Source organism: Collinsella sp. LCP19S3_D3 (assembly GCF_052121455.1).
GTDB lineage: Bacteria > Actinomycetota > Coriobacteriia > Coriobacteriales > Coriobacteriaceae > Collinsella.
Map to the genome: position 1 here is coordinate 22214 of NZ_JBQKEF010000013.1, position 17252 is coordinate 39465.

Below are 17252 nucleotides of genomic sequence, written 5' to 3' on the forward strand. Positions count from 1 at the left end.
AGCTTCCGCATGAGAAAAAATGGGGTTTTCAACAGGGCTTCGTCCAGTTCTCGGTAAGCTTTTGGCCAGTTGGGGAGGGCTGTTGAAAACCTTGCAGTTCGTTCGGAGCCATTTTTGGTGCGTTCGCGCCAATGAGAGACCGACTGGGTTGAAATTCGTGCTTTCCTGTGCCTATGAAGGATCTACTTTGTGACATATCGGCTTTTAGGTACTGGCGTTTGCCCCCTCAAGTCCGCGCTTTGTGTCCTCCGCTTCCGCGGCCGGATGAAGACCGGCAGCGATATGACCTCGTCCGCAACCCGACGGCTGCGGTCGCGCTCGGTTTTCCGTTGTATACATTGGTTCGGACGAGAAACAAACGGACTTGCCCTGCCAACATTAGGCAGCGGCTGTTTCTTGGTGAACTCCCCAGGGAATCCGTGCTGGAAACGGAGCATGGATTTTTGGTCACGTCTCCTCTACTGACGGCATTTATCATGTCTCGACATCTGACGGATCTCCAACTTCTTCTGGTATTGGCGGAGATGTGCGGCTTGTTTGCGGTATGCGCCCTGCCGGCGGCACTTGAGGTGGTGCTTTCGCGTGCAATTGATTCGGGTGCGATTTCGACAACGTTGGGTTGGGTGCGCTGCCCGTCCGAGGGCGGCGCCGCCTCAAATTTATGGCGTCGCGCCGCTTTGGTTTCGGATGGGGACCTTGACCGTTTTTGTTCAGATGTTTGCGGGATGCGTTACGGCAATCGATTTATGGCGGTGTCGCAACTCGTTCCATTGGGTGCCGCTTCGCCTTTTGAGGTCGAGGCGTATTTGTTGCTTGGACTGCCGCGAGCCCTGGGAGGTGAAGGTTTTTGCGGCATAGAGCTCAATGTCAAAGTGATGTTAAGCACAAGTGCTCGAGCGATTGTAGGAAAGACCCGCGTATATATCGATCTACTTCTTTCCTCGCCGGACGGGAGGCGACAGGTGGCCATTGAATGCCAGGGAAAGGCCTCGCACGGGCGCGCGGGGGATGGCTTGCGTGACGCTGATCGCATGACGGCGCTTCAAGCCATGGGCTACGACGTGCTTCTCCTGACACACGGACAGATATCCGATGAGGATAGATTCCGTGCGATCGTTAAGGCCGTATGCAGGATGCTCGATGTTGAATATCGCGAAAAAAGCTCGGATGAGCAAAGGGTTGAGGCGTTACTCCGGTCTGAACTATTCGTTGACTGGACAAAATTGGGAGTAATCGACGGAAAGATGTCCATTGGACACAAAACAGCTCGATCGTGGACGGCGCGGATCTAAGTGAGTAGACTTTTGGCGTGATGGCGACCAGGCCGTTTTGCAACAAGTCATTTACCTGCTGCTTTATAGAGCAATATGGATGGTCTGCTCGGCAAGTTCCAAAAAGTCTACTCACTTAGTTTTTGACGAGAAGTCGATGCCGAAGGTGGCCCTATTTCAGGGCGTTAACGAGTTCATGAGACACGAAAAAAGCCCGAACCATGCGGTTCGGGCCCTTTAAAGTTAGAGATTATCTCTCAGGCGGTTGGCTTAGCCAAAGTAGCGCTTGAGCAGGCCGGCGAAAGCCTTGCCGTGGCGGGCCTCGTCGCGAGCCATCTCGTGCACGGTGTCGTGGATGGCATCGAGGCCAGCGGCCTTGGCGCGCTTGGCAAGATCGGTCTTGCCGGCGGTGGCGCCGTTCTCGGCCTCAACGCGCATCTCGAGGTTCTTCTTGGTGGAGTCGGTCACGACCTCGCCCAGGAGCTCGGCGAACTTGGCGGCGTGCTCGGCCTCCTCGTGGGCAGCCTTCTCCCAGTATAGGCCGATCTCGGGATAGCCCTCGCGATGGGCGACGCGAGCCATGGCCAGGTACATACCGACCTCAGAGCACTCGCCCTCAAAGTTGGCGCGCAGGTCGGCAACGATGTCCTCGGAGACGCCCTCCATCTTGGCGACGCCCACGACGTGCTCGGCAGCCCACTCGAGCTTGCCCTCCTCCTGCTTCAGGAAACGAGAACCGGGAACGCCGCACTGGGGGCACTTAAAATCCTCGGGCAGCTGGTCGCCGTCGAACTCTTCCACATAACCGCAAACGGGGCAAACAAATTTCATGATTCGATCCTTTCGATGGATGGCGATGGGGCGCTTGTCCGATCCCGTAAGGGCCCTCTCCGGACGTGCGTCTTGACGAGTTCTATTATCCATAAATGCAACAAAATGTGAAGCCTATTAGGAATGATTTTTGATAAAATAATTTTGAGAGATGAAGATGTTGATTGATTAACGATTGGCAGGCCGCCTGCGACCTCTGATGAGTACAATCGGTCGAACAAATGTTGACCAATCAACAAATGAGGGAGTTTCCTTTATGATCTAGCCCGCTGCGCCTGGTGCCGAACGTATCAAACGGTTTTTCGCATCGCATCGCCGGTGCTGCCCTATACCGAGCCACGCATTCTGGAGCATGCTGAGAGAGCGCCTGCCAGGCCATTATCGGCTTTGGCGGTGGCTCGGCCATGGACTGTGCCAAGGGCGTGGGAGCACGCATCGCGCAGCCAAACAAGCCCATCAACAAGATGCGCGGCCTGCTGCGCGTCCACCGTCTCCTGCCGCTGCTTATTGCGGTTCCCACTACCGCCGGTACGGGAAGCGAAGTTACGCTCGCGGCGGTTATCACCGATGACGAGACGCACTACAAGTACCCCATTAACGACTTTGTGCATATCCCGCGCTTTGCGGTGCACGACCCCGAGTTCACGCGCGGTCTGCCCGCCTCCATTACGGGGCAGACGGGCATGGTCGCCCTGACGCATGCCGTCGAGGCCTTTATCGATTGGGCCGATCGAATGAACGCCGCCTTGGACATTCCCAAATATGTGACGGGCATTCGCCGCTCTGAGATTCCCGAGATGGCGGCACATGCCGATGCCGAGGCCAATCCGCTGTACCCCGTTCCACTTTTGATGGACCGTTTGGAGCTGATGCGCATGTACGAGGTCGTCGCGGGTGGTATGTTTGAGGGCGAGAACTAGGAGGGTCCATGAACACCGAGGAAATTGCGCGCATCGTCGGAGACCAGCGCGTCTACTTTAAGACGCATGCCACGTTTGATGTCGATGCTCGACGTCGTGCGCTCGTGAGTTTACGCGATGCGGTGCGGGCCCACGAGGCCGATATTGCCCATGCGCTCAAGACCGATTTGGGAAAGTCGCATGACGAGGCGTATATGTGCGAGATCGGCACGTCGCTTTCCGAGATTCGTCATCAGATCGCGCATGTGGCTCGATGGAGTCGTCCGCGCCTGCGTCCGTGCGACCTTGCCAACGCCGTGAGTGTGTGCAAAACGCAAGCCGTGCCCTATGGCGTCACGCTCATCATGGCCCCGTGGAACTACCCGTTTTTGCTAACGCTCGAGCCGCTCGCCGGCGCCCTTGCCGCGGGCAATACCGTGGTCATCAAGCCGAGCGCCTATGCTCCGGCATCGAGTGCGGTGCTCAAGCAGATCTGCGAAGAGGCATTTGATCCGTGCCTGGTGACAGTTGTCGAGGGCGGGCGCGCCGAGAACGAAGCGCTGCTCGATGAGTGCTGGGACAAGATCTTCTTTACCGGTAGCGTTCCGGTCGGCAAGCTCGTCATGGAGCGCGCAAGTAAAAACCTTACGCCCGTGACGCTTGAGCTGGGTGGAAAGAGTCCCTGCATCGTGGATGCGACGGCAAACTTGAAGGTTGCGGCACGGCGTATCGCCTTTGGTAAATGGCTCAACGTGGGGCAGACCTGTGTGGCGCCCGACTACCTGCTGGTCGATACGCGCGTGCACGACGAGTTGCTGGGCCTCATCAAGGAAGAGGCGCGCCGTATGTTTGGCGAGCATCCGCTCGACAACGAGGATTACGGGCATATCGTCAATGCCAAGCATTTTGCGCGCGTGCATGGGCTAATCGATTCCGATAAGGTCGTGCTTGGAGGTGCTGCGCGCGAGGCTTCGCTCAAGATTGAGCCGACAATTTTGGACGGCGTGGCCCCCGATGACGCCGTGATGCAGGAGGAGATTTTCGGTCCCATCTTGCCGGTGCTGACGTTTGAGAGCCTAGACGAGGCCGAGACGTTTATTACGGATCGTCCGACGCCGCTGGCCCTGTATATCTTTAGCCAGGACCGTGAGGTTCAGCAGCGCTTTGTGCGTTACGTGCCCTTTGGTGGCGGTTGCGTCAACGACACGATCATGCACCTGGCTACGAGCCATATGGGCTTTGGCGGCATGGGAGCGAGCGGTATGGGGCAGTACCATGGACGCGAGAGCTTCGATACGTTTAGCCACAAGAAGAGCATCGTGAACAAGGCAACGTGGCTGGACGTGCCATTTCGCTATGCACCTTACGCAAACTGGAAGCACAAATTCGTGCGCATGTTTGTGCATTAAAATCAGATGGCGTAGGGACAAACGGTCGAAAAGACGCAGACAGGATGAATTTGTGTCCGTACGGACCCGTAGACTTCTCGGTAAGGTTAAGCGCCGGTTTATCCGGCCGTTAGGGGAGTTGCTATGTACGAGCCTTCACGGGTTCTTCTGTCGTTTCACATTGCAGGATTTCAGTATGCCGACGGCGCTTTGGTCCTGGGCGATCTTAAAGCGGGCGATAAGCTGACGCTGTGCGCCGAGCGCGATAATCCCCATGATCCCGAGGCGGTTGCGATCTACTACGGCAACACCAAGCTTGGCTATGTTCCGGGAAACGAGGTCGGTCCGCTGTCCTTGATGATGTATTACGGCCATGAGGACGTATTTGAGGCCCGCGTGCAGCAGGTTGCCCCCGAGCGTAGCCCGTGGCACCAGGTGCGCGTTGGGCTCTATGTGGTGGATGCCCGCTAATCGGTAAGGGAGGCTGCCATGTTTGATAACGACGACCTGTTCGATCTGACGGACGATCCGTTTGAGTGGGATATGCTACTCGATGACGATGAGCTGGAGCAGGACCGTAAGATGCGACAGGACAAGAAAACTCAGGGTGATGCGTCGAAAAAGAAAGACAAGCGCCGTCGCGGACTGTTTGGCGGGCTCTTTGGGTAACTGCCGCATCGCTGCGTCTGTATACTTAGCACGAGTTGGACGCGTTGCGAAATGAGGACTGAGACGATGATGTGGTTTACCGCCGACCTGCACCTGGGCGATACGAATATCTTGCACGACATGGACCGACCGTTTGGCTCGGTTGAGGAGATGAACCGCAAGGTCATCGATGTCATCAATGAGTGCGTGGCTGCGGACGACCGCCTCTATATTCTGGGTGACTTTACCTATCGTCTGCCCCTAGCGGATGCCGTGCGCCTACGCGAGCGTATCGAATGCCAGAACGTGACGCTCATCCGTGGTAACCATGACGGCGACTGGGAAGATCCCGACGTGCCGCAGATTTGGGAAGACGTGCGTGATTACCTGGAGATTGCCCCCGGCTATGCCAAGGGTCATCGTCTGGTTATGAGCCACTACCCCATGCTCAGCTGGAATGGCAAGGCACGTGGCGCCATCATGCTGCACGGGCATATCCACAGCAGGGGAGACCGCACCAATACGCGCAACCGCGATCGCGAACGTCCTATCTTTCGCTACGATGTCGGCCTCGATGCCAACGAGTACAAGCCCGTAAGCCGTGACCAAATCCTAGGCTTCTTTGGACTGTAATTCTCGAACCGTCACACAAACCGCCACAAAGGGGACGGGCACCTTTGTGGCGGTTCTGGCGCCGTTGCCATTATGGCGGCGGCGCTTTTTTTGTCCGCGCAGCGCGGTAGAGTGTAGGCGGTTGAAATTTGCGTCCAGCGAGGAGCTGCTATGAACGAGATCAAGTGCCCGCATTGTGGCGAAGTATTTAAGGTCGATGCATCCGGCTATGCGGATATCGTCAAGCAAGTGCGCGATGCCGAGTTTTCGCGCGACCTGGATGAGCGTGTGAAGGCGGTCCAGCGCGAGGGCGAGCAAGCGCTGGAGCTTGAGCGCTCGCGTTCGATGGCTGCCTTGCAAAAGGCAGAGTCCCAGCGCAACGCTCAGCTTACCGACCAGAAGAACGCTGCAGCTCAACAGCTGGCACAAGAGGTTGCCAAGCGCGATGCTGAGCTCGCCGAGCTGCGTGCCAAGCTCGAGGGCGCTGCCGCAGAGCGCGAGAGTGCAAGCCAGCGCGCGGCGGTAGAGGCACGAGCCAACGCTCAAAAGGAGAATGCCGAACTCCAGCGCGAGATTGACAATTTGCGTGCGCAGCTGGAGCGCAAAGATGACGAAGCCAAGCTCGTCGAGTCGGCGGCGCGCAATGCCGCTCAAAACGATTTAGCTGCACGTGATGCTCAGATTGCCGAGCTGCAGGCCAGGCTTGCCGCGGCGGACAAGGCCCAGGAGATGGCGCTTGCCGCTGCCGCGGCAGAGTCGCAGCGTGAGCTCGATGCCGCTCGCAGCGAGGCCGAGCGCGCGCTTGCTGACTATCGCGCGAAGGTACAAGAGAAGTTTTCCGCCGCAAAGGCTCAGTCTGAGCGCGAGGCCGAGGGCCTTCGTGCACAGCTTCGTGAGCAAGAACTTTCTGCAAAAATGGAGCTGTCGAAGGCGGTCGCCGCGGCGGAGCGAGAGCGCGATGAGGCGCGTGCCAAACTGACGAGCGAGCTGGCGGTGCGCGATTCTCGCGAGGAACAGGCCAAGGCGGCACACGAGCTCGAGCTTGCGCAGGCCAAGCGCGCGAGCGATGACCTGATTCGCTACAAGGATGAAGAGATCGAGCGCCTTAAGGACATGAAGGTCCGTCTGTCCACCAAGATGGTGGGCGAGTCGCTCGAGCAGCACTGCGAGACCGAGTTTAACCGTCTGCGCATGACGGCATTTCCCAACGCGTACTTCGAGAAGGATAACGATGCGTCCGAGGGTACCAAGGGCGACTTTATCTTCCGCGAGTGCGACGCGAGCGGCAACGAGGTCATTTCGATTATGTTCGAGATGAAAAACGAGAACGACGAGACCGCGACCAAGCATAAAAACGAGGACTTCTTTAAGAAACTCGATCACGATCGTCGCCAGAAAGGCTGTGAGTACGCGGTGCTCTGCACGCTGCTCGAGCCCGAGAGCGAGCTCTATAACGTAGGGATAGTCGACGTGAGCTATCGCTACGAGAAGATGTACGTGATTCGCCCGCAGTTTTTCATTCCCATGATCACGCTCCTTCGCAACGCCGCCATGGGCTCACTGCGCTATAAGCAGGAGCTAGCGGAGTACAAACAGCAGAATATCGACGTCACGAACTTCGAAGCCAAGATGGAGAAGTTCAAGAATGATTTCGGTCGCAACTACGAGATCGCGAGCCGCAAGTTCCAAACGGCAATCGATGAGATCGACAAGACGATTAGCCATCTGCAGAAAACCAAGGAGGCATTGCTGTCCTCCGAGAACAATCTGCGCCTAGCCAACAAGAAGGCCGACGATCTTACCATTCGCAAGCTCACGTGGGGCAACAAGACCATGAAGGCGGCGTTTGACGAGGCGCGCGGGGCTGCGCCAGAGACAAACGATGAGCCAGCCGAGGCGGATTCGTATGAGGTCGAGGATACCGAGTAAGGCATAGCGTATAGTGCAAAAACGGGGCCGCTGGCGATATTGCCAACGGCCCCGCTTCGTTTCGTTCCAGTATGTTCGACTAGTCCTCGAGCAGGTCTTCGATAAAGCCGACGCGGTAGTTTTTGAAGATGACTTCACCGCCGTCTTGCGTGGCGTCCAGATCGACATCGCCCATGATGCCAAAGTCGTGGTCGCCGTCCTCGTCGGCAAAGATCTGGTGCACGTGCCATACGTGCGCGGTCTTCTCGTCGGACTCATCGATGGAAAACATCGCGGCGCTGCGGGCATCTCCGTCGGTGAGGATTTCCTCGTGCTGCTCATGGTAGGCATCGAGGGCCTTTTGCCAGCGGATCTCGCTCATGCCCCAGTCGTCGTCGAGCTCGCCCAGGTCGCGAACGTGCTCACGGGCGGCAAGGGTCACGCGGCGGAAGAGCGCATTGCGCACCAGCAGCGTGCAGCCGCGGCGGTCCGCCACGACCTCGTCGATGCCCTGTGGCGGCGCGGCATCGAGGGCTGCCGGGTTGCCGGCGTTCTCCCACTCGTCCACCAGGCTCGAGTCCACCGAGCGCACCACAAAGCCCAGCCACGAGATAATGTCGCGCAGGCGCTCGTCGCGCTTCTCGATGGGTACGGTGCGGTCGAGCGAACGGTAGGCCTCTGCCAGGTAGCGAAGCAAAATGCCCTCGGAGCGGGCGATGCCGAGCTTTTGAATGTAACCCTTAAAATCGCTCGCGCTTTCCAGCATATCGCGCAGGACACTCTTGGGAGAGAGCTGGTAGTCGTTTGCCCAGGGCACTTCCTGGCAGTACTTGTCAAAAGCGGCGTCGAGCAAATCCTCGAGCGGCTTTTCGTACGTGACGTCTTGAATGCGCTCCAAGCGTTCCTCATACTCGATGCCGTCGGCCTTCATCTCGGCCATAGCGCGATCGCGTGCGGCGCGCTCCTGTGCGCGCAATACCTGCTTGGGGTCCTCGAGCGTGGCCTCGACCATCGAGATGAGGTCCATGGTATAGGTCTCACTTTCGGGGTCGAGCAGCTCCAGCGCGGCAAGCAAAAACGGCGAGAGCGGCTGGTCGAGCGCAAAGTCCTCGGGCAGGTCGACCGTCAGCGCGTAGTCGATGTCCGGCGCGGCGTCAGCCGGAGCGTCGGGTGCGGGCGGCACCTCGGTGCGCACGACGACGCCGGAGTCGATGAGCGTGGCGAAGATCTCGTCGGCGCGAACCTCAAGCTTGGCCTTTTCTTCGGGGGTCTGCAGGCTTGTCTCGATGAGGTCATGTACGCGGGCTCGGGCATTGCCGCCCTGCTCGACCACACTAATCACCATAGAGTGCGTGATGCGCAGGCGTGGCTTGAGTGTTTCGGGTGGCGTCTCGATCAGGCGCTCAAAAGTTTGCTTGTTCCATGAGACAAAGCCCTCGGGGGCCTTTTTCTTTTTAATCTTACGGAGTTTTTTGGGGTCGTCGCCCGCCTTGGCCATAAGCTTGGCATTCTCGATCTCGTGCTCGGGTGCCTCGGCGATTACCATGCCCTCGGTATCGAAGCCCGAGCGACCGGCGCGACCGGCAATTTGATGGAACTCTCGGGCGCGCAGGCGACGCATTTTGTAACCATCGAACTTGGTGAGCGCAGTGAGGACCACGGTGTGGATGGGCACGTTGATGCCGACGCCGAGCGTATCGGTACCGCAGATGACGGGCAGCAGGCCCTGCTGCGCCAAGCGCTCGACCAGCAGGCGATAGCGCGGCAACATGCCAGCATGGTGCACGCCGACGCCGCATCCAAGCAGGCGCTTGAGAATCTTGCCAAAGGCCGTGGAGAAGCTCGTTCCCTTTGCCGCTTCTTTGATGGCTTCGCGCTGCTCCTTGCTGGCGATGCCAAAATTGGCGAGCGACTGTGCCGTCGCAAGGGCGGCATCCTGGCTAAAGTGCACGATATAGAGCGGGGCCTCGCCACGGCGCATGGCGAGCTCGACCGTGCCCTCGAGGGAGGTCGTCACATAGTCGTAGCTCAGCGGAACAGGACGCGGGGCATCGACAACCAAGTCGCAAGCAGCGCCGGTGTGCTCCTCGAGCGAGGCGGCGATGGCGGTGACATCGCCGAGTGTGGCGCTCATGAGCATAAACTGCGTGTGGGGCAGGGTGAGCAGCGGTACCTGCCAGGCCCAGCCGCGGTCGGGGTCGGCAAAGTAGTGGAACTCGTCCATGGCCACGCAGCCCACGTCGGCGCCCTCGCCCTCGCGCAGCGCATCGTTGGCAAGGATTTCGGCCGTGCAGCAGATGACGGGCGCCTTGGTATTGATATGCGTATCGCCGGTGATCATGCCGACGTTATCGCGGCCGAGTACCTGTACCAGGTCGAAGAACTTTTCGCTGACCAGGGCTTTGATGGGGGCCGTGTAATAGCAGCGCTTGCCCTGAGCCATGCCCATAAAGAGCATGCCCAGCGCGACGAGCGATTTACCCGATCCGGTCGGTGTGCCTAAAATGACGTGATCGCCGGCGGCCAGGTCCATGAGGGCCTCTTCTTGGTGATCCCACAGCTCAATGCCACGGTCGCTCGTCCATTCAAAGAAGCGTTCGAAGGCCTGATCGGGCGTGAGCCATGGTTCGGGCTCGCTGCCGTCCTCGGGCTCCCACCAGGTGGGAGAGAGCGCGCCGAGCGAGCCAAACTCGGCTTCGGTTCCCGTGCCGCCCGAGAACGAGCTGGCGGCGCCGGCACCGGAGACGGTGCTGGCGGCGGTATCTGTCGTGGTCTGTGCCATGTGTTTGCTTTCTCTCGCGATTGTCCGCCAACTATTATGGCGTAGCGTCGCATCGATGCGTTCGCAGGCAAGAAAATGCAGGAAATGGGCGTTCTGCCCAGCTGTTTGGTGCAGTTGCCAGCTAAGTGAGTAGACTTTTTGCAATATCGCGAGCACATGGCTTTTGCACAAAGGCTCTACCTGCGGTTTTAGTATTGGTTATGCGGGTTGTGCTTGGCTATTGCAAAAAAGTCTACTCACTTAGATTTGAGGGTCGTTTGCTGGCGCCTATTTGCGCTTGTTTGCCGAAGCCGCGACCATCAGAGGCCCCTGGGACTCCTGCGGTAAGCGCTTCTTGCCCTTGCGGGCGCGGTTTTTAAAATTCTCGACGGCCTCTTCCATGCCGAGGGGCACGTAGGTGAGCTCATCGAGATTGTCGGGCAGGTAGCACGCAAGGCTTTGCTCCTGCGCGCGCCCCGCCGTGAGCTGTTCATCGCTGGGCAGCGCGTCGGGAGTGGCGCAAATGCCATAGACGGCGGCACCCATCTCGCGCGTGCGGCGCTCGTATTCGGTCTCGGGATGCTCGGGATGGTCGCGGCGAACGTCGTCACTTACCCAAAGTGTGTCGTAGCCGGCCGCGGCAAACTGCCCCAGGGCGTAGTCGCGCAATGGCTTGCTGTCGGTGCGCAGAGTGACGGTGGCGCCGGCTGAAAAAAGCGGGCGGTAGAGCATCAGATGGTCGACATGGACGAGTCGTTTTTTGGCGTACTTGGCCTTAGGCTGCGGCGTGGGAAAGTTGATGGTGATGGCATCGAGCTCGCCTGTGGCAAACAGCTGCGGCAACGATGCGGCGCCTCGGGGCAGGACGAGTGCGTTGGTCAGTTCCTGCTCGCAGATTTTCTGTGCGGCATAGGCGATGCAGATGGGCTCCTGGTCCATGCCGATAAAGAGCGTGTTTGGCTCGTGGGCCGCGCGCTCTACAAGGTACGTTCCCTTGCCGCAGCCAAGATCCAGGTGAAGGTGTTCGAAAGACTTGCTGCCTGCGGGCGCACAGGCCTCGCGCCAATCTCCGGCATAGATTTCAGGGTTCGTCTCAATCGCATCGGCGTAGCGCTCCAGGCGCTCTTCGAGCACAAAGTTCTTAGGCGTGCGAACGTGGACGGCTCCCATGAGGCTCCTTGGTCATAAGTATGGAACGCATAGCTGCGCGTTCCGTCAATGGGTTGAAAAAGGGTAGGCATAGCTTGCCCGAAAGATGCGGTGCGGCTCGTCGGCGGCTCGTCGGTGCCTACAGGCGCTTGAGGATTACGTAGCGGTTGAGCTCGCCACTGCGACCGTCGGCATGGAAGCGCTCAAGTTCGCGTACGGGGACCTCGCCGCTCTTGTAGAACGTGCGCACGCCGCGCACCAAGTCGGTGATCTGCTGATCGTCAAAGTGGTGGCAATAGCGGTAAGCATGGCGGTCGTTTTGCCAGCCAATGAGGTGGTCGCCGGCTTCAAACTGCGCTGAATCGTAACCCTCAAACGGCGGGGTGAGCTCGGCGCGGGCCTCGGCTCGAACGGCCTTGCGCGCCATGCGCTCGTCGTTCATAAACTCCCAAAAGCTAATGGCGATGATGCCGCCCGGGCGCGTCTGGCGCACCAGGGCGTCGAGCACGCGCACGCGGTATTCGCACGACGGCACGTGGTGCATAAAGCCAAAACAGACCGAGATGTCGGCGAGCGGGGCGTCGAAAAGCGCGTCGGGCGCCTCGGCGGGGTTGAGCTTCATGAGGGCATCGAGCACGTCGAGTTCCTGGAAGTGCAGGTTGGGAATGCGCAGGGCGTGACCGTGCGCATCGATGGCCAGGTCTTGGCACGAGTCGACGCCATAGAACTCAAACGGGCAGCTGGCGTCTGCCGAGGAGTTTGCGCCGTCGACGCCCTTGGCGGCAAGTGCGCCGCCGGCGGCAAAGTTCTCGAATCGCATATTGCCGCAGGCGAGATCGAAGACGCGGACGGGATGCTCGATTGTGGCGACGTCGAGCTGCTCGAGCGCGATATCCATGGTGCGTACCCAGCCGGGCCACGGGGCCTGACGCGTATCGGAAAAGGAGGCGGAGTGCTCGCGATAGAACGTGTTGTTGAGCTGGATGAGCGATGAGGCGAAATCGCGGTTCACGGCGCGGGACTCCCTCCGTTGGCGGTGCGGAATAAACAGTACGACCATACTACCGTTAACGCTGCAACGGGGACAACCAAGCTACGTGTCATTGCTTTGTTTGGACACATTTCCGCAGCTCATATGCACCCGCAACCGCCGGTTGTCAAAAATCTCACTAGAATAGGTGGCATGCTTTTGGCGGTGGCGGATAGATTTTTAACTGTGCAAGGCGCCTTAAGAACAAAAACGGTCCGGCGGCACGGCTGGCATCACATAGGAGGAACCATGAATGTAGAAACTGCGCAGCGGCTCGCCGACCTTCGCCGCAGCAAAGGCTTTAGCCAAGAAGGGCTGGCGCGAAAGCTGGGGCTGTCGCGCCAGGCGGTCAGTAAATGGGAGCGCGCGGAGAGCTCGCCCGATACCGAGAACCTGATCTCGCTCGCCAAACTCTATGGCGTGAGCCTGGACGAGCTGCTCAATCCGAGCGATGAGATCGAGGACGATATCGAGTTTGAGAACGAGGACCGCGCCCGCCAGCGCGAGGCCGAGGCGGCAGAGCGCGCCCGCACCCATGAGGCGGCGGCACGCGCCACCGAGGCGGCAACGCAGGCGAGTGATGCTGCGGCCAAGGCGGCACAAGCGGCAAGCTGGAGTGCGCAGGCCGCCAATGCTGCTACGGCGCAGGCGACGAGTGGCGGCGCAGTTGGCTCGACTCCGGTGAAGGGCCCGTTCCAGTCGTTCCCGTATTGGGCCGTGTGCTGGCTACTGTTCTTTTTGCTGATGTTCCCGTTTGGCGCCGGCCCCTTTGCCGCGCTGATCTTCTTTACGATTCCCATCTATCACTGGGTGGCGCGTGCGCTCGATGGCGATTGGGCGCGCGGTGATATTCAGGTTGGTCCGGCGCCGGTGACAGCTAGGGCTCAGAATGTTTCCGCTGCGGTTGATACTGACGTGGCTACCGCGACTACCGCTGAGCCGATTGCCAAAGAGGGTGATGAATGATGAAGCTTTCGCATGAATCCAAGGTACGCTTGGGCGTTGGCGTCGGAGCGTTTGTGCTCATCATTGGGCTTGTCTTTGGCATTTCGCGGCTATTGGCTCATTCCGATATGGTGCGTACGACCGGTATTCTATCTGGCCATTTGTCTGATTTTGACGATATGTTTGACGAGGACGATTCCTTGAATAGCGGTAACTATTCCGCTCGGCCTCAGCAACTTTCGAGTGTGACTTTTGATGCCGATGAGTTCCGCTACCTCGATTTCGATATCAATGCGGCTTCGGTGGACGTCAAGGTTGTTGATGGCAACAAGGCTCGCGTTATAGAGCGGGGGCGCGTTGCCGAGGGTATGGATGCCTCCAAGGCCGCGACGCAAAACATCGCATCCGTCGAGGACTCGACGCTCAAGGTTTCCCAGTTTGGAAGTGATGACGGTAAGGCAATCGATCGCTCAGTTACGGTTGAGCTGCCGCGCCGTGTTGCCGAACATCTGAAGGGAGTCAACGCGCACGTGGGCTCGGGTGATCTGCAGATTGCCGGTGTCATCTGTGATGGTTTCGACCTTTTCCTGGGTGCGGGAGATGTAGAGTTTTCGGGCAGCGTGACTGATGCGCTCAGCGCTGAGGTCGGTTCGGGCGATGTGACGTTCGAGCTTTACCAGGCCCCCGCGAAGTCGATGGACGTGAGCGTGGACTCGGGCGATGTGGAGATGACGGTTCCGAATTCTACGGGCTTTAAGGCGAGCCTTACCGTGGGCAGCGGCGACTTCGAGAGCGATTTCCTTCCGCTTGGCTACGACGGCGAGACCATTTTGAATCTTGAATTCGATAACGGTGACAAGTCTGCCTCGTATCGTTTTAAGGTCGGTTCGGGCGACATGTCGTTTGATTCGGAGTGACAGACGGTTTTCGGAGATCGGTACATATAGGCGTGCTCTTCGATGGAGGCGCCGGGGCCGTGACGGGCTCCGGCGCCTTTGCCTTTACAATGGGGGCATGGAACAGATTATCTTGAACATACTTGAGGCCCTGCGTCGCGGCGAGACCGTGGATGACAAAGCGCTCGTCAAACTGATACATGCCGAGGCACGCCGTGAGGGTGCCGACAAGCGCGATCTGGCCAAGCGCCGTCTGCTGCCGTTCTACCAGCGGGTTAAACGTGAGGATCCGGCTCGTTGGGCTGCGTGGAATGTCGATGCCGAGCTAGAGCGTCAACTGCTGCAGGTGCTACGCATGAAGCCGCGCCGCACGGCTTCGGGCGTAGCGACCATTACCGTCATCACCAAGCCGTGGCCGTGCTCGGGCGATTGCCTGTTTTGCCCCAACGACCTGCGTATGCCCAAAAGCTATTTGCATGCCGAGCCCGCGTGCGCCCGTGCGGAGCAAAATTGCTTCGATCCGTATCTGCAGGTGAGCGCTCGTCTGACCGCGCTTTCGCAGATGGGGCATGCGACCGATAAGATTGAGCTCATTGTGCTCGGTGGCACCTGGAGCGACTATCCGGAAGGCTATCAGACATGGTTTATGTCGGAGCTTTTCCGTGCGCTCAATGACGATGCCGTCGCCGGCGTGGCGGCCAACCCCATGTTGGCGCGTCCGGGCATCAGCCGTGCTGAGGCGGGGCGTCTGCTCGACGATGCACCCGCCGATGCGCTGCCGCCGGTGGTAGCGGAGCGCCGCGAGCGCTATCGGGCTGCCGGCATTGCGACAGACGAGGCCGAGCTCGCTGCCGGCGTTGCCGACGAGCAGGAGCGTGTGGATGCTGCCGTGGGCGGCTATAACCGTGCGGTGCGTCGTCTGTACGGCCCCGGTACGCCGTGGGGCGAGGTCACCGAGTGGCAGACGGCAACGATGGAGGAGCTCGAGCGTCAGCAGCACATCAACGAGACGGCGAAGCATCGCGTGGTGGGACTCGTTATCGAGACGCGCCCCGATGCCGTAACGCCGCAGGCGCTTACGCTCATCCGCCGCCTGGGCTGCACCAAGATCCAGATGGGCATCCAGAGCCTCGACCAGTACCTGCTCGATATCAACGAGCGTCGCATTTCGGTGGGGCAAATCGAGCGGGCGTTTTCGCTTGCGCGCCTGTTTGGCTTTAAGATCCACGCGCATTTTATGCTCAACTTGCTGGGTGCCACACCCGAGGGGGACAAGCGCGACTACGAGCGCTTTATGACCGAGGGGGCCTTTATGCCCGACGAGGTCAAGGTCTACCCGTGCGCACTCATCGAGGGTTCGCGTCTGGTGGGCTGCTACGAGCGCGGCGAATGGCGTCCCTATACCGAGGAGGAACTACTCGACGTGCTGGCCGACGATATCGTGGTGACGCCGCCGTTCTGCCGCATCAGCCGCATGATCCGCGATTTTAGCTCCGACGACATTATGGTGGGCAACAAGAAGCCCAACCTGCGTCAGCTCGTCGAGAACCGCCTGGCTGCTCGGGGTGACGGTGCGACGGTGCGTGAGATTCGCTATCGCGAGATCAGCACGGCGGGTGCCGACTTGGATGAGCTGACCCTTGACGAGGATGTGGCGTACGAGACGCCGGTGACGCACGAGCGCTTTTTGCAGTGGGTGACGCCGCAGGGCAAGATTGCGGGCTTTTTGCGCCTGTCGCTGCCCGACCATTCATTTGTTGCCGCGCATGCGGACGAGTTGCCGACGACGCCGGACGAGGCGATGATTCGCGAGGTGCACGTGTACGGCATGGCGGCGCGCGTGGGCGACCAGGGCCAGGCGGCGCAGCATCACGGGTTGGGGCGTTTGCTCGTAGAGCGTGCGTGCGAGATTGCCCGGGATGCGGGTTATACGCACATCAACGTGATCAGCGCGATTGGCACGCGCGAGTACTATCGCCATCTTGGATTTTATGACCATGGCCTTTATCTGCAAAAGGAGCTCTAGATGAACAAGCCGAGTGTTTCTGCCGGCGTTGTTGCCGGCGTTGCTCTGGGAGCCGCGGCGCTGGGCGCGGCTGCCGTCGCTGTTCGTGCTGCCTGTCTGCAGGTTGCGCGAACCCGCAATGGGTTGGCGCGTGTGAAACGCGTGCACGATGAGGGCGGCGATGAAGTCCGCGTATTGGTGCAAGGCGGTGTCTACCAAAGCGCGAGTTACGTCGGCGAGCGCTGGGCGGAGCCCGTCTTTGCGTATTATCGCGCGTTTGACGACGTGTTTGAGGCCGAGGATGCGATGCGTGACGTTTATGGTCACGGTATCAGCCGTATGCTTATGCTAGGTGGCGGCGGGTTTGCCTATCCCAAATTTGCGCTGATGTCGCACGAGGGCCTGCGCATGGACGTTATCGAGTATGACGGAGAGATTACGCGCCTGGCGCGCCGCTGGTTCTACCTAGACGAGCTAGAGCGCGCGGCGGGCGATCGCTTGCGGGTGATAACCGCTGAGGCTCGCTCGTATCTGGGTGTGACGAGCGTGGGCCATCGTCGCTACGACGTGGTCGTGAGCGATTGCTTTAGCGGTGCCGAGCCCGTACGCGAGCTGGCGACGGTTGAGGCGTTGCGTTTAGTGCGGGGCAGCCTGAACCCCGGGGGTATCTACGTTGCCAATATCGTGAGCACAAACGAGGGGAGCGATGTAACGTTCCTGCGCGACTGCGCTGCCACGGCACTCGAGATATTCGTCCACGCCTGGGTGGTCCCCTGTGGCGATACAGAGTTCGGCGGCGAGGAAAACTACCTGCTCATCGCCAGCGACGGGAACTATGCCTTTGCCGAAGCCGTGCCCTTTGACGCCGACTTCCTCGGCGCCGTCCTTCACGACTAGCGCGTCTTTCTG

At 59.6% G+C, this 17252-nt stretch carries 15 protein-coding genes; 11 read left to right on the forward strand and 4 right to left on the reverse strand.

All coding sequences use genetic code 11. The features are described 5' to 3' along the window. The first annotated feature begins 419 nt into the window (after window positions 1-419). Complete coding sequence (locus ACTQXM_RS06355; RefSeq protein WP_441063709.1) at window positions 420-1292, forward strand: hypothetical protein; 873 nt, start codon at window positions 420-422, stop codon at window positions 1290-1292. Window positions 1293-1541: 249 nt separating this feature from the next. On the opposite strand, the gene ACTQXM_RS06360 is transcribed toward ACTQXM_RS06355, so the two are convergent. Next, a complete protein-coding gene (locus tag ACTQXM_RS06360; RefSeq protein WP_154517090.1) occupies window positions 1542-2102 on the reverse strand; it encodes a ferritin family protein in 561 nt (186 codons plus the stop codon). Window positions 2103-2506: 404 nt separating this feature from the next. Here ACTQXM_RS06360 and ACTQXM_RS06365 point away from each other — a divergent pair, with 404 nt between their 5' ends. The 6 genes from ACTQXM_RS06365 to ACTQXM_RS06390 all read left to right on the forward strand — a co-directional run bounded on the left by ACTQXM_RS06365 (window position 2507) and on the right by ACTQXM_RS06390 (window position 7578). Continuing rightward, on the forward strand, window positions 2507-3022 hold the full coding sequence (locus ACTQXM_RS06365) for an iron-containing alcohol dehydrogenase (protein WP_441537321.1): 516 nt from the start codon (window positions 2507-2509) through the stop codon (window positions 3020-3022). A gap of 8 nt (window positions 3023-3030) precedes the next feature. Continuing rightward, window positions 3031-4410 carry an aldehyde dehydrogenase gene (locus ACTQXM_RS06370; protein WP_441055208.1) on the forward strand — a complete coding sequence of 460 codons (1380 nt, stop codon included), beginning with the start codon at window positions 3031-3033 and terminating at the stop codon, window positions 4408-4410. Between the two features lie 123 nt (window positions 4411-4533). Continuing rightward, the gene (locus ACTQXM_RS06375; RefSeq protein ID WP_117655201.1) at window positions 4534-4860 is read left to right on the forward strand and encodes an HIRAN domain-containing protein; all 327 of its coding nucleotides are present in this window, start codon (window positions 4534-4536) and stop codon (window positions 4858-4860) included. 18 nt (window positions 4861-4878) lie between these two features. Beyond that, on the forward strand, window positions 4879-5058 hold the full coding sequence (locus tag ACTQXM_RS06380; protein WP_441537322.1) for a hypothetical protein: 180 nt from the start codon (window positions 4879-4881) through the stop codon (window positions 5056-5058). 51 nt (window positions 5059-5109) lie between these two features. Next, a complete protein-coding gene (locus tag ACTQXM_RS06385) occupies window positions 5110-5670 on the forward strand; it encodes a metallophosphoesterase (RefSeq protein WP_427719591.1) in 561 nt (186 codons plus the stop codon). 150 nt (window positions 5671-5820) lie between these two features. Then, window positions 5821-7578 carry a DUF2130 domain-containing protein gene (locus ACTQXM_RS06390; protein WP_441537323.1) on the forward strand — a complete coding sequence of 586 codons (1758 nt, stop codon included), beginning with the start codon at window positions 5821-5823 and terminating at the stop codon, window positions 7576-7578. Between the two features lie 79 nt (window positions 7579-7657). Here ACTQXM_RS06390 and ACTQXM_RS06395 read toward each other — a convergent pair whose 3' ends face one another. The 3 genes from ACTQXM_RS06395 to ACTQXM_RS06405 form a co-directional block, all read right to left on the reverse strand. Continuing rightward, the gene (locus tag ACTQXM_RS06395; protein ID WP_441537324.1) at window positions 7658-10339 is read right to left on the reverse strand and encodes a DEAD/DEAH box helicase; all 2682 of its coding nucleotides are present in this window, start codon (window positions 10337-10339) and stop codon (window positions 7658-7660) included. A 267-nt stretch (window positions 10340-10606) separates the two neighbouring features. Then, a complete protein-coding gene (gene trmB / locus ACTQXM_RS06400) occupies window positions 10607-11488 on the reverse strand; it encodes a tRNA (guanine(46)-N(7))-methyltransferase TrmB (protein WP_154517108.1) in 882 nt (293 codons plus the stop codon). Between the two features lie 118 nt (window positions 11489-11606). Further along, the gene (locus ACTQXM_RS06405; RefSeq protein ID WP_441547625.1) at window positions 11607-12527 is read right to left on the reverse strand and encodes a class I SAM-dependent methyltransferase; all 921 of its coding nucleotides are present in this window, start codon (window positions 12525-12527) and stop codon (window positions 11607-11609) included. Window positions 12528-12746: 219 nt separating this feature from the next. Here ACTQXM_RS06405 and ACTQXM_RS06410 point away from each other — a divergent pair, with 219 nt between their 5' ends. From ACTQXM_RS06410 to ACTQXM_RS06425, 4 genes are all read left to right on the forward strand, one after another. Continuing rightward, window positions 12747-13463, forward strand: a complete 717-nt coding sequence (locus tag ACTQXM_RS06410; protein WP_441044869.1) for a helix-turn-helix domain-containing protein — start codon at window positions 12747-12749, stop codon at window positions 13461-13463. After that, the gene (locus ACTQXM_RS06415; protein ID WP_441537326.1) at window positions 13463-14359 is read left to right on the forward strand and encodes a DUF4097 family beta strand repeat-containing protein; all 897 of its coding nucleotides are present in this window, start codon (window positions 13463-13465) and stop codon (window positions 14357-14359) included. Before ACTQXM_RS06410 ends, ACTQXM_RS06415 begins: the two co-directional genes overlap by 1 nt. A gap of 97 nt (window positions 14360-14456) precedes the next feature. Continuing rightward, complete coding sequence (locus ACTQXM_RS06420) at window positions 14457-16364, forward strand: elongator complex protein 3 (RefSeq protein WP_441537327.1); 1908 nt, start codon at window positions 14457-14459, stop codon at window positions 16362-16364. Next, a complete protein-coding gene (locus tag ACTQXM_RS06425) occupies window positions 16365-17240 on the forward strand; it encodes a spermidine synthase (RefSeq protein ID WP_441537328.1) in 876 nt (291 codons plus the stop codon). The last annotated feature ends 12 nt before the right edge of the window (window positions 17241-17252 follow it).